The organism is Pseudomonas sp. BRG-100 (genome assembly GCF_000737955.1).
GTDB lineage: Bacteria > Pseudomonadota > Gammaproteobacteria > Pseudomonadales > Pseudomonadaceae > Aquipseudomonas > Aquipseudomonas synxantha_A.
Genome location: NZ_JPRX01000001.1, coordinates 1,587,834 through 1,599,887 on the forward strand (window position 1 = coordinate 1,587,834; position 12,054 = coordinate 1,599,887).

Genomic DNA, 12,054 nt, shown 5'->3' on the forward strand with positions numbered 1-12,054 from the left:
TATGGATACTTTTGGCTATTTGGGCCAGGGTTTCGGCGTCGCGCTGAGCCCGTACAACCTGGTGACCGCGCTGTGCGGCACTTTGATCGGCACCGTGGTGGGCCTGCTGCCGGGCCTGGGCCCGATCAACGGCGTGGCGCTGTTGATCCCCATCGCATTCGCCCTGGGCCTGCCGCCGGAGTCAGCGTTGATCCTGCTCGCAGCGGTGTACCTGGGTTGCGAATACGGCGGCCGCATCAGCTCGATCCTGCTCAACATCCCGGGCGAAGCGTCCACCGTGATGACTACCCTCGACGGTTACCCGATGGCCCGCAAAGGCCTGGCTGGCGTAGCACTGTCGTTGTCGGCATGGAGTTCGTTCATCGGTGCGTTTATCGCTACCTGCGGCATGGTGCTGTTTGCCCCGCTGCTGGCCAAATGGGCGATTGCCTTCGGCCCGGCGGAATATTTCGTACTGATGGTGTTCGCGATTGTGTGCCTGGGCGGCATGGCCGGTGACAAGCCGCTGAAGACCTTCGTGGCGGCGCTGATCGGGCTGTTCCTCTCGGCCGTGGGCATCGACGCCAACAGCGGCGTGTATCGCTTTACCGGAGATAACATCCACCTCACCGATGGCATCCAGTTTGTGGTGCTGGTGCTGGGCCTGTTCTCCATCAGCGAGATCCTGTTGCTGCTGGAAAAAACCCACCGTGGTCAGGAAGCGGTCAAGGCCACCGGACGCATGATGTTCAACCTGAAGGAAGCGGGTGCGGTGTTCGTGGTTAACATCCGCTGCGGCTTGCTCGGTTTCATCATGGGCGTGTTGCCGGGTGCCGGTGCAACACTGGCTTCGGCCGTTGCCTACATGACCGAAAAACGCATGGCCGGTGCCAGCGGCAAGTTCGGCCAGGGCGATATGCGCGGCCTGGCGGCACCGGAAACCGCCATTGGGGCGTCCGCCTGTGGCGCGTTGGTGCCGATGCTAACGCTCGGCGTGCCAGGTTCGGGCACCACTGCGGTGATGATCGGCGCCCTGTCGCTGTACAACATCACCCCAGGCCCGCTGCTGTTTCAACAGCAACCCGACATCGTCTGGGGCCTGATCGCATCGTTGTTCATTGCCAACATCATGCTGGTGATCCTCAACATCCCGATGATCCGTATCTTCACCCGTATCCTCGCCGTGCCGAACTGGGCACTGGTGCCGGTGATCGCGATCATTACCGCGATTGGTGTGTATGCGGTGCATGCCACCACCTTCGACCTGTTCCTGATGGTCGGCATCGGCATCTTCGGCTACATCCTGCGCAAGCTGGATTTCCCGCTGTCGCCGGTATTGCTCGGTTTTATCCTCGGCGGCCTGATGGAGCAGAACCTGCGCCGTGCGTTGTCGATTTCCAACGGTGCGCTGGAGATCCTGTGGTCGAGCCCGATAACCTTCGGTGTATGGGTACTCACCGCCATCATGCTGCTCGTGCCATTGCTGCGTATCTGGCGCAAGCGCTCCTTGCAGCGCCGTGCCGTAGCCGATGTCTGAAGTCACCTTCAAACATTGGTGGGGAACACCGCTGGTCGGCCTGGCCGGCGGTTACCTGGCCAGCCTCGTCGGCTGGCCTTTGCCGTATATGGTCGGCGCGTTGCTGGCGATCATCCTGGTGCGCTGCCTCACGCCGTGGCAGTTGGTAGAGATTCCCGGCGGGCGCAAATGCGGCCAATGGGTGGTGGGCATCGGCATCGGCCTGCACTTCACGCCCGTGGTGATCGAACAGGTGATGAGCCACTTCGGCCTGATCTTCTTCGGGGCGCTGGTCACCAGTTTGTCGAGCGTGGTGGGTGTGTGGCTGATGCGCCGCAGCGGTGAAGACCGCGCCACGGCGTTTTTCTCCAGTATGCCGGGCGGCTCCGGGGAGATGGTCAACCTGGGCGCCCGCAATGGTGCGGTACTCAGCCGGGTGGCGGCAGGACAAAGCCTGCGTGTCCTGGTGGTAGTGCTGTGTGTGCCGGCGATCTTCAAGTATTTGCTGGGTGGCGGTACACCGCAGTTTCACCCGGCGCCTGTGGACTGGGCCTGGCTGGCCCTGCTGTTCCCGGTAGGTGCGCTGGTGGCCTGGGGCTGGCAGCGCTTGCGCCAGCCCAATCCTTGGCTGTTCGGGCCATTGTTGGTGAGTGCCATCGCCAGCGTGACCTGGGATCTACACATCGGCCTGCCCGACGGCGGCAGCCAGATCGGCCAATGGTTGATCGGCAGCGGTTTGGGCTGCCACTTCAATCGGCAGTTCTTCCGTAGCGCTCCGGCGTTCATGGGCCGCACCTTGATTGGCACCGCCTTGACCATGGCGCTCGCCACGTTGGCAGCGGTAGGGTTGAGTGCGCTGACCCACCTGGACCTGCGCTCACTGACGTTGGGCATGATGCCCGGCGGCATTGCCGAGATGAGCCTGACGGCGGAGACCCTGCAATTGTCGGTGCCGTTGGTGACGGCAATGCAGGTGATGCGTCTGCTGTTTGTGCTGTTTTTGGCAGAGCCGTTGTTCAGGCACTGGAACCGCCAATCTTAACTCTGGAAGTGGCCCCTCAGGGGCCACGACCGTTTGTCTGAACTGGCACTCTTCACAGCTAGCCAAGGTCACCTTATCAGGTGTTCCATGGCGCGACTTCCCTTTGAGGAGCGCAATCGTGGTGACCCCAACCGAAACAACGCTCGAAAACGAGAATGAAGAGCCCGCCGCAATCGTCAATACGATTACCGTCCATGGTTCCCCCAATCGCCTTGTACTCAATGGGGATGGAACGCGTCTGTATGTCGCAAGCTCCACATTGCCACAAGGCATTACTGTCATCGACACAGCGAACTTTAGCGTCGTCAGGACCATCACCAATGTGGGATCCCCCATTTGGCTGGCCATGCACCCCACGGCCCCGCGCCTTTACGCCAGCGATAACAGCCAGGCCAGCAATACGCCGATCACAGTGATAGACACCTTGACCGATACCGTCAGTGACCAGATCAGGGGGTTTACTGCCATCAATGGGTTGGCCTTGAATTCTACCGGAGCACGCTTGTACGTCGCCGACCACGCCGCATCGGAAGTGGTGGTGATCGATACCGCCAATCATCAGCGAATCGCCACCACCCCAGTGCGTTACCCTCGAGAGATAGCGATAGCACCCGGCAACGCCCGTTTACACCTTGCCTCGGATTTGGATGGGTGGACCAGCATCCACCTGGGGACCAACAGGGTTGTGACCCAAACCAATACCGTTGCCGGTCAACCTACCTCCATTGCTCATGCTCGCTTCAACGCACGTGTCTACATCACCTACCAGGACCGTGGTGAGGTCTATATCGGCAATACCTCCGCCGCACAGGTCAGTACCATACTGGACGGTTTGCTAGGCCCCTATCAGGTGGCATTTCATACGATGCTCGAATTCGCCTACATCACGGAAACCGATGGCGATCGCGTGAGTATCCTCCACACCCGCACACAAACCGTAACGGACACCCTCACAGGCTTCAACAAACCGCGGGGTATTGTCGTGACACCCAACGGCCGAACCGCCTACGTGGCCAATATTGGCAATAGCACAGTGTCGCAAGTCCGTCTGTAGCCATGGTCGTCCGGTTCAGAGTGGCGGCAGCCGCCACTCGATCGGTGCCTCGCCATTCTGTTCAAGAAACTTGTTAGCCCGGCTGAAATGCCCGCAGCCCAGAAACCCGCGATACGCCGACAACGGCGACGGATGCACCGACGTCAGCACCAGATGCTTGGTGGCATCGATCAGCTTCTGCTTGCTTTGAGCATGAGCGCCCCACAGCAGGAACACCAGGTGCGGCTGATGCTCGCTGACTACCTCGATAATCCGATCGGTGAAGAACTGCCAGCCCTTGCCCGCATGGGCGTTGGCGTTGGCGCGCTCCACGGTCATGGTGGTGTTGAGCATCAGCACGCCCTGATCGGCCCAGCTTTGCAGGTAGCCGTGGTTGGGGATGTCGATGTTCAGGTCGCGCTTGAGCTCTTTATAGATATTGACCAGCGACGGCGGCGCCGGCACCCCCGGTTGTACCGAAAAGCACAGGCCATGGGCCTGGCCGGGACCGTGGTAGGGGTCCTGGCCGAGGATCACGACCTTGACCTTGTCCAGGGGCGTTGAATTGAGAGCGTTGAAAATCAACGGACCGGGCGGGTAGATCTCTTTGCCGGCGGCATGTTCCTGGCGCAGGAATTCGCGCAACTGGGCCATGTAGGACTTCTCGAACTCATCGCGCAAGGCGTGTTTCCAGCTGGGTTCGAGTTTGATACGGTCGCCATCGGTCATAGTTGAATTGTCTTGTAAAAAAGAATGAGGCGAACCCTAGGAAAGCCGACCCCGCTTGTCAATTGATCTGACACACCACCGGCACTTTCCCACGAAGGGATCATACTCATCCTTCACCTTCTCGATTGAGGTCACAATGAACCTGCACTTCGAAGAACTGGCCGGCAACGGCGGTGCGCGCATAGGCATCGCCAGCCTGGACGCTCAAAAATCCCTCAACGCCCTCTCCCTGCCCATGATTCTGGCGTTGGCAGAACGCCTGGATGCCTGGGCCAACGACCCGCAAATCGCCTGTGTGTTGTTGCGCGGCAACGGGCCAAAAGCCTTTTGCGCTGGGGGTGAAGTGCGCAGCCTGGCTCAGGAGTGCCGTGAACAACCCGGCGAAGTACCGGCCCTGGCCGCGCAGTTTTTTGCTGCCGAATATCGCCTCGACTACCGCTTGCATACCTACCCCAAGCCGCTGATTTGCTGGGGCCACGGCTATGTATTGGGCGGTGGCATGGGTTTGTTGCAAAGTGCCTCGGTACGTATTGTTACGCCGAGCAGTCGCCTGGCCATGCCCGAGATCAGCATCGGGTTGTACCCGGATGTAGGTGCCAGCTGGTTTCTGTCTCGCCTGCCGGGCAAGCTCGGTTTGTTCCTGGGCCTTACCGGTGCTCATGTCAACGGCCGCGACGCCCTGGAACTGGGCCTGGCTGACCGCTTCCTGCGTGATGACCAGCAAGACGAGCTGCTTGACGGTTTGCTGCAACTGAACTGGCAGGAACAGGCCGCAATGCAGCTCAACAGTTTGCTCAAGGCCCTTGCCCAGGAAGCGGTCGGCCACCAACCCGAAGCGCAATGGTTGCCGCGCCGTGGGCTGATCGACGAATGGCTGGATGTGGGTGATATACGGTGTGCCTGGCGTGCATTGAGCCTGTTGCGTGATCACAGCGATCCGCTCTTGGCCCGCGCGGGTAAAACCCTCAGTGAAGGCTGCCCGCTGACGGCACACCTGGTGTGGGAGCAGATTCAGCGTGCCCGTCATCTATCCCTGGCACAGGTGTTTCAGATGGAGTACACCCTGAGCCTCAATTGCTGCCGTCATCCAGAGTTCGCCGAAGGTGTTCGAGCACGCCTGATCGACAAGGACCAGACACCTCATTGGCATTGGCCGGATATCAATACCCTTCCGGAAGCGGTGGTGCACGCGCATTTCAGCAAGGCATGGGAAGGTAGGAATCCTCTGGCGGATTTATCTGACTACTGACAGGTCCGTTCGCTTGTCGTTGACGTTGAAAGCGCAGTTGTCCGGCTGGCTGTCCGTGCAGGTATATACCGGCAGTGTGAACGCGCCGGGCCGCAGTTCCCAATACAAGGTGCTGGTCAATGACATGTTGATAATTTTACTGTCCTTGTAGGGCCTCAGTGCTACCACACCGTCCCAACCGGTGCGGTAGATGCACTTATCCATGTAGCCGTTTTCCCTCTGCTCGTCCTCACCCGGTATGAAGACCGCGCCGATGAATCCGTCGATAAGGCCCCGATACTTGACCTTCGGGCTTTGCCACCGCAGGCCGTTGTCCTCGGCTCGATAATGCCCGTCGACATACGAGACCTGCGCCGGGTAAGGACAGCCTTGCTCCGCTCTGGCCGATGCAACGATGCAGCTCGTCAGCAGGAGCACGCAAATAAGTTGTTTGAACATAGGGATTCCATCTGCTCAGTTTCACCACGCAAAGCGCAGGGCTTTTCGCTAGTGAAATACAGCTATCGCCTCAAAGATAGCTGTTAAATCTGACAGTACGGACATACGGTACCTATAAAAAACGGCGCTTGATGCGCCGCTTGTTTTTCAAGATATTTAACGATGACCGCCGCGGCCACCTCCGTGATCGGAACCACGCCCATGCCCGCCGTTGCCCCAGCGATTACCCCACCCTTGATTGGAGTAAGGTCGGTAACCCGCCCTTGGGTAATAACGCGGTGCCGGCTGGTAATAACGCGGCGCCGAGTAATAGCGAGGTTGTGGTGCATAGTAGCGAGGCGCTGGGGTGTAATAACTGCGCCCATAGGGAGAATAACGCGGGCCGCCGTAATAATAGGCGGGCGCCGGTGCGGTATAGACTTCGGAGCGATAGTAAGTGGCGCCTCCATCGTAGTAGGGCACACAAGCTGACAAGGTCAGGCCGAGCAAAGCGATAAGCAGCAGTCGTCTATACATGGCGGCCTCCTGGACCGCGGAAGAGCTCCTCCAGCGACGCTGGAGAGCGGCATTCAGCCTTCACTGAATGACGAAATATCTGACATCAAAAACCGAATCTGGTGCGCCTACGACATAAGTCGAAACATCTGTTTCAGACGAAGTGAATGCTCGCCTTCAGGACGCGGCGATGGAACCGGACTCAGCGGCGCTGTATCGTGCAAGGACTTGTGCGCCCCTGCCCGATTCCTGCCTGAAGCGACCGATGACCACACCCACCCTTTGCCCTGCCTGCGGCGCTCGCAACGACTGCACCCTGGCCGATCCGCGTACCGCCGACCAGCCCTGCTGGTGCTTCAGCGTAACCATCGATCCGGCGGTGCTTGAAGCCTTGTCCGATGAACTGCGCAATAAAGCCTGCCTGTGCCCGCGCTGTGCCCAGGCGGACGAACAGTTGCGTAACCGCAATGCGCGTTGATCGTTTCCTCAGCAACCTGGCGCAGTTCAATCGCCAGCAAGTGCGCCTGCTGCTGGCGGGGCGCCGGGTGACCGTCGACGGGGTCGAGATCAGCGACCCTCATCATCCAGTGCGCGAATTCAGCCATGTCTGCGTTGACGGTGAAGTACTGCAGGCAGGCAAACCGGCGCGCTATTTCATGCTGCACAAACCCCAGGGCTGCGTGAGTGCCACATCGGACCCGCAACACCCCACTGTCCTGGACTTGCTGGATGTACCAGACAAGGCCGAGCTGCATATCGCCGGTCGCCTGGATTTCAATACCACCGGCCTGATGCTGATTACCAACGACGGCCAGTGGTCGCGGCGCCTGACGCAACCACAGACCAAGTTGCCCAAGGTTTACCGCGTGGAAACCGAGCAGGACATCGGTGCACAGTACGCAGTGACTTTTGCCGAGGGTGTGTATTTCGCTTTCGAAGATCTCACCACCCAACCTGCCGAACTTGAGTTGCTGGGCCCAAGGACGGCGCGCTTGAGCATCATCGAAGGCCGCTATCACCAAGTGAAGCGGATGTTTGGCCATTTCGACAATAAGGTGACCGGCCTGCATCGCGAGCGGATGGGCCCCTTGGCTCTGGATACAAGCCTTGCGCCGGGCCAATACCGGCCATTGACCGACGACGAAATCCGACAGGTCTGACGACCGTTCGGCCAGCGCCGGCAAAAATCCGGCCGTTCAACTTGCGGCCTGCCGGTTGTGCTGCTTGACTCAGGGCTTGCGCCACATCATGACTGATGAGTCGCCCTATAATCTCCAAGAAACACCTTGCCTCGTCCGCGCTTGATCTGCGGGCCATCCCGGCAAACCGCCCTTCATAACAATACCCGCCGGCCAGCCGTCATCGGACCGACATGGGCCCTCATTTCAAGGCGTATGCCTACCTGTCACAAAGCTCGTGCAGAGTGATCTGCGCGCACTACCCGCTTGCCAGGAGTCTTACGACATGAGGCCAGAAATCGCTGTGCTGGATATACAGGGTCAGTATCGGGTGTACACGGAGTTCTATCGCGCGGACGCGGCTGAAAAGACCATCGTCCTGGTCAACGGCTCCATGGCGACCACGGCGTCCTTCGCTCAAACCGTGAAAAGCCTGTACCCGCAATTCAATGTGGTTTTGTACGACCAGCCTTACGCCGGCCGTTCCAAAATCCATAACCGCCATGAGCAGATGCTGACAAAGGAAGTTGAGGGTCAGATTCTCCTGGAACTGCTCGATCACTTCGCCGCAGAGCATGTGCTGTCCTTTTCGTGGGGCGGTGCCGCCACGCTGGTCGCGCTTGCACACCGGCCTCGACGTGTGGAAAAAGCCGTGATCAGCTCATTCTCGCCAGTGATCAATGCGCCGATGCGCGATTACCTTGAGCGCGGTGTCGACTACCTCGGCAACCTCGACCGCGACCGCGTCGGCCACCTGGTCAACAGCACCATCGGCAAGCATCTGCCGTCGCTGTTCAAGCGCTTCAACTACCGCCACGTCAGCAACCTGGCCGAGCACGAATATGGGCAGATGCACTTTCACATCAGCCACGTACTCAACAGCGACCGGCTGTGCTACCTCAGGGCGGCCAAACAGATCGACATTCCGGTGTTGTTCTTGAACGGCGAATGGGACGAATACACCAGCGCCGAGGATGCCAGGCTGTTTGGCCAGCATGTGGCCAAGAGCAGCTTCAGCACCATCCAGGCCACGGGGCACTTTCTGGATATGGAGCACAAAGCGGCGTGCCGGGATAGCCGTGAGGCAGTGGTGGGCTTCTTGAAACCAGAGCGACAGGTGAGCCGGCTGCGATATCACCAGGGGCAGACGCAGCATGCAGCTACCCTTTGAAATGGAGACTGGCGACGGCGAACAAGCGCCCTCGCCACACGCAACCCACACATTTTTCAAAGAAAAACTTCAAATTGCAGCGAACATCTGGTACAAAGTCAGCCGCTCTGAGCGGGTATAGTTTAGTGGCAAAACGAAAGCTTCCCAAGCTTTAGTTGAGGGTTCGATTCCCTCTACCCGCTCCACTTGAAAGTGGCACCTGCGTCAGGATGAATCTGGCGAAGGATGCATAGAAACCGGTCCTGGTGACCGGTTTTTTTATGCCTGGGATTTGAGGTTCAAGAGCGTTGTGCACCAACCCGTTCGGGTTCGACAGGCTTCCAGCCCACCAACGCGATCAACAGGCTCAGCAGTTGCAAACCGATGATCAGCCCCACACACCCGGCCCAGCCCCAGCGCTCCCAAATCAGCGCCGGCACGATAGCTCCGCAGCTACCGCCCAGGTAGTAACAGGTCAGGTAGACCCCCACTGCTCTTGCCTTGCTGTCGCCAGCGTTGGCAGTGATGAAGGCATTGGCAGCGGCTTGGGCGAGGAACACGCCGGTGGAGCTGAAGGCCAGGCCTACCACGATGCACCCCAGGGAAGGCACCAGGGTCAGGGCCGAACCACAAACGCCCAGCACCGCGGCGATGCTCAGCAATTGGGCCTGTGGGCGGGCTTTGCTGAGGCGGCCGGCGATGGGTATCACGATCAGCGCCAACAGAAATACGGTGTACAGCGCTCCCAAGGCCGCAGGCCCGAGGTTGAAAGGCGGTAGGCCAAGGTACAAACCTGCGTAGGTGAAGGCGGCGACCTGTGAAAATAACACGCAAAAACCTACGGCATACGCAGCCATCAGCGGCGTGCGTAAAACACCTGACCAAGCCGCCTTGGCCAGCTTCGCCCGCGGGCGATTGGCGGGCAGCAGAAACTGGATAAAACCGCCGACCATCAAGCTCAACACGGCCAGCCACTCAAACGCTTCGCGCCAGCCCACGTACTCGGTCACCACTCCGGTGACGAACCGCCCGGCGAACCCACCCAGCACGGTACCCGCCACATACAGGCTGGTGACTTCAGTCACCGTGCCACCGCTCCAGCGATCGCCGACGTAAGCCACGCTCGTGGCAAACACTATGGGGATCAGCATGCCCTCGACAAAGCGCCAGACCAACACTCCGGCGAAGCTGTCAGCATAAGCCGTCATCAACGCCGGCCCCGCCAGCAACAGCGCCGCCAGGCTTATCACCGTGCGTTGCTCGAAGCGTCGGGTCAGGTGGCTGACAAATGGCGCAGTGATCGCCACCGCCAGCGTGGTCACGGTAATGCTCCAGCCGGCAGCCTTGGCGCTGATGTCGAACTGCGCCGCAAACACCTGCAGGATGCTCTGGGTGGCGTAGAGGTTGAGGAACGCCGCGCAGCCACACAGGAACAGGGCAAGGCGGGCACAATGCAGGCGCGGTTTCATGAAACCTCTCGTTTTATTTTGTGCGGCCTTTATAGAATGGCCGGCGTGCCTTTAACCAATACCGAATTCCGACCGATTGATACCCAAGGATCAGGATGCTCGACCTACGCAAGCTGCGTTACTTTCTGACGGTCGCTGAAGAACTGCACTTCGGCCGTGCGGCACTTCGCCTGAATCTGGCCCAACCGCCGCTGACTCGGCAGATTTCTGCGCTGGAGGCAGAGTTGGGGTTCAAGCTGTTTGACCGCACCAGCCGCACGGTCACCCTCACCGCTCAGGGACGTTCGTTCCTGCCCTATGCCCGCGGTGTGTTGGAGCAAGTAGAACTGGCGCAAGTGATCGCGCGTAAATTGGCCGCCGGCACTGCGGGCCAACTGGCACTGGGATATGCCAGTTCAATCGCGCTGTCGGACCTGTTCAGCCAGGCGATCCAGGCATTCGCCCAGCGCTTTCCCGATGTGCAGTTGACCCTGGTGGAATGCGCCTCCGGCAGCCTGGGCGCCCAGGTGGCGGACGGACGCCTGGATATCGGCTTGAGCCGCCTGATGCCGCAAAGCGCCGATGTCCAGGCGTTATCGCTGGGTGAGGAGCGGTTGGTGGCCGCCGTCTCCAGCGACAGCCCATTGGCCAGCCAAACGATGCTCGGCGTGGCGCAACTCAGCACTTATCCGCTGATTCTGTTTCCGGCCGATTACGGGTCTGGCTTGAACCAGTCCATCGAGCAACTTTACCGACACCACGGCCAGCCCCTGCGCCCTGGGCCGACCGGGCGACAGATCACTTCGATCATTGCCTTGGTGGCGGCCGGGCAAGGCGTTGCGCTGGTCCCGGAATGTACCCAGAGCTTGATGAACAAAGGCGTGACGTATCGACCGCTGCAGGAAGTGGACGCATGTGCGCAGTTATTGGTACTTACCCCGACATCAGGAAGAGGCGTATTAGTGGACGCATTTATGGGTGTACTTGAACAGGCATTACACATCCCGTAATACCGCGAAAAATCCCGCAATACGTCTCGGCGGCGCCATTCCAGCGCCGCCATACACTTCCTTCAACCGCTACCGAAATACCGGACATCGACCATCGGTAGGTAGAGTGTTGATAATTTTTTTTCAGTAGTTATAGTCACCACCAACACACACCACAAGGAGGTGATGTGGATAGCCGCTATTTGATAGGTAACATCGTTGCAGACGGTTGGTATCTGGTGCGCATCAGGGGCAGTCATCATCACTTCAAGCACCGGACAAAGCCCGGTCTGGTCACGATTCCTCATCCAAAAAAGGACCTGCTGGATAAAACCGCCAAGAGCATTTTGAAACAGGCTCTGCTGAGTTAACCGTCCCTGGAGGGCAACACACATGCTTTATCCCATCGCAATTTCAACGGGCGACGAGGACCACGCCTGGGGCGTGGAAGTCCCGGATATTCCCGGGTGCTATTCCGCCGGCGATGACCTGGACGACGCCATGGCCATGGCCCGCGAAGCCATCGAGGGGCACTTCGAGATCCTTGCAGAAGATGGCGCGCCGATTCCCAGCGCGCAGAAAGTCACCTTGCACGCCGCCAACCCACAGTACGCAGGCTGCACCTGGGCGGTGGTAGACATCGACGTCACCAAGTACCTGGGCAAGGCGCAAAAACTCAACATCACCCTGCCGGGGTATCTGTTGAATCGCATCGATGACTATGTACTGAATCACCCGGAAGAAAAAAGCCGTTCGGGGTTTCTGGCGTCCGCGGCACTCAAGGTATTGCAACAGGATCGATAATCGC

The 12,054-nt window shown here is 59.4% G+C and carries 14 protein-coding genes and 1 tRNA gene; 11 read left to right on the forward strand and 4 right to left on the reverse strand.

Features of this window, described 5'->3' with window-relative positions:
* Position 1: 1 nt before the first annotated feature.
* The 3 genes from JH25_RS20315 to JH25_RS20305 all read left to right on the forward strand — a co-directional run bounded on the left by JH25_RS20315 (position 2) and on the right by JH25_RS20305 (position 3,591).
* Positions 2-1,516: a tripartite tricarboxylate transporter permease gene (locus tag JH25_RS20315; protein WP_032877276.1), complete on the forward strand. Its 1,515-nt coding sequence runs from the start codon at positions 2-4 to the stop codon at positions 1,514-1,516.
* Positions 1,509-2,537: an AbrB family transcriptional regulator gene (locus JH25_RS20310; RefSeq protein ID WP_032877277.1), complete on the forward strand. Its 1,029-nt coding sequence runs from the start codon at positions 1,509-1,511 to the stop codon at positions 2,535-2,537. Before JH25_RS20315 ends, JH25_RS20310 begins: the two co-directional genes overlap by 8 nt.
* Positions 2,538-2,655: 118 nt before the next feature.
* On the forward strand, positions 2,656-3,591 hold the full coding sequence (locus tag JH25_RS20305) for a YncE family protein (RefSeq protein ID WP_164699505.1): 936 nt from the start codon (positions 2,656-2,658) through the stop codon (positions 3,589-3,591).
* Between the two features lie 15 nt (positions 3,592-3,606).
* Here JH25_RS20305 and ung read toward each other — a convergent pair whose 3' ends face one another.
* A complete protein-coding gene (gene ung / locus JH25_RS20300; RefSeq protein ID WP_032877279.1) occupies positions 3,607-4,299 on the reverse strand; it encodes a uracil-DNA glycosylase in 693 nt (230 codons plus the stop codon).
* 136 nt (positions 4,300-4,435) lie between these two features.
* Between ung and JH25_RS20295 the strand changes: the two genes are divergently transcribed.
* Positions 4,436-5,548 carry an enoyl-CoA hydratase/isomerase family protein gene (locus tag JH25_RS20295; protein WP_032877280.1) on the forward strand — a complete coding sequence of 371 codons (1,113 nt, stop codon included), beginning with the start codon at positions 4,436-4,438 and terminating at the stop codon, positions 5,546-5,548.
* On the opposite strand, the gene JH25_RS20290 is transcribed toward JH25_RS20295, so the two are convergent.
* Both JH25_RS20290 and JH25_RS20285 read right to left on the reverse strand, forming a co-directional pair.
* The gene (locus JH25_RS20290) at positions 5,534-5,986 is read right to left on the reverse strand and encodes a DUF3757 domain-containing protein (protein ID WP_032877281.1); all 453 of its coding nucleotides are present in this window, start codon (positions 5,984-5,986) and stop codon (positions 5,534-5,536) included. The genes JH25_RS20295 and JH25_RS20290 overlap by 15 nt on opposite strands.
* Before the next feature lie 156 nt (positions 5,987-6,142).
* Entirely contained in the window at positions 6,143-6,502 is a 360-nt protein-coding gene (locus JH25_RS20285; protein ID WP_081883289.1) for a hypothetical protein, read from the reverse strand.
* 244 nt (positions 6,503-6,746) lie between these two features.
* Here JH25_RS20285 and JH25_RS20280 point away from each other — a divergent pair, with 244 nt between their 5' ends.
* The 4 genes from JH25_RS20280 to JH25_RS20265 all read left to right on the forward strand — a co-directional run bounded on the left by JH25_RS20280 (position 6,747) and on the right by JH25_RS20265 (position 9,015).
* On the forward strand, positions 6,747-6,959 hold the full coding sequence (locus JH25_RS20280) for a cysteine-rich CWC family protein (protein ID WP_032877283.1): 213 nt from the start codon (positions 6,747-6,749) through the stop codon (positions 6,957-6,959).
* The gene (locus JH25_RS20275) at positions 6,949-7,641 is read left to right on the forward strand and encodes a pseudouridine synthase (protein WP_032877284.1); all 693 of its coding nucleotides are present in this window, start codon (positions 6,949-6,951) and stop codon (positions 7,639-7,641) included. Before JH25_RS20280 ends, JH25_RS20275 begins: the two co-directional genes overlap by 11 nt.
* Positions 7,642-7,945: 304 nt before the next feature.
* Positions 7,946-8,830 carry an alpha/beta fold hydrolase gene (locus tag JH25_RS20270; RefSeq protein ID WP_005785967.1) on the forward strand — a complete coding sequence of 295 codons (885 nt, stop codon included), beginning with the start codon at positions 7,946-7,948 and terminating at the stop codon, positions 8,828-8,830.
* A 111-nt stretch (positions 8,831-8,941) separates the two neighbouring features.
* Positions 8,942-9,015 (forward strand) — tRNA-Gly (locus JH25_RS20265).
* Positions 9,016-9,108: 93 nt separating this feature from the next.
* On the opposite strand, the gene JH25_RS20260 is transcribed toward JH25_RS20265, so the two are convergent.
* On the reverse strand, positions 9,109-10,278 hold the full coding sequence (locus tag JH25_RS20260; protein WP_032877285.1) for an MFS transporter: 1,170 nt from the start codon (positions 10,276-10,278) through the stop codon (positions 9,109-9,111).
* A 95-nt stretch (positions 10,279-10,373) separates the two neighbouring features.
* On the opposite strand from JH25_RS20260, the gene JH25_RS20255 reads away from it, so the two are divergent.
* The 3 genes from JH25_RS20255 (at position 10,374) to JH25_RS20245 (ending at position 12,050) form a co-directional block, all read left to right on the forward strand.
* Positions 10,374-11,267: a LysR family transcriptional regulator gene (locus JH25_RS20255; protein ID WP_032877286.1), complete on the forward strand. Its 894-nt coding sequence runs from the start codon at positions 10,374-10,376 to the stop codon at positions 11,265-11,267.
* Between the two features lie 167 nt (positions 11,268-11,434).
* A complete protein-coding gene (locus tag JH25_RS27880) occupies positions 11,435-11,617 on the forward strand; it encodes a type II toxin-antitoxin system HicA family toxin (protein WP_078820528.1) in 183 nt (60 codons plus the stop codon).
* Positions 11,618-11,639: 22 nt separating this feature from the next.
* Complete coding sequence (locus JH25_RS20245; protein ID WP_032877288.1) at positions 11,640-12,050, forward strand: type II toxin-antitoxin system HicB family antitoxin; 411 nt, start codon at positions 11,640-11,642, stop codon at positions 12,048-12,050.
* Positions 12,051-12,054 lie beyond the last annotated feature (4 nt).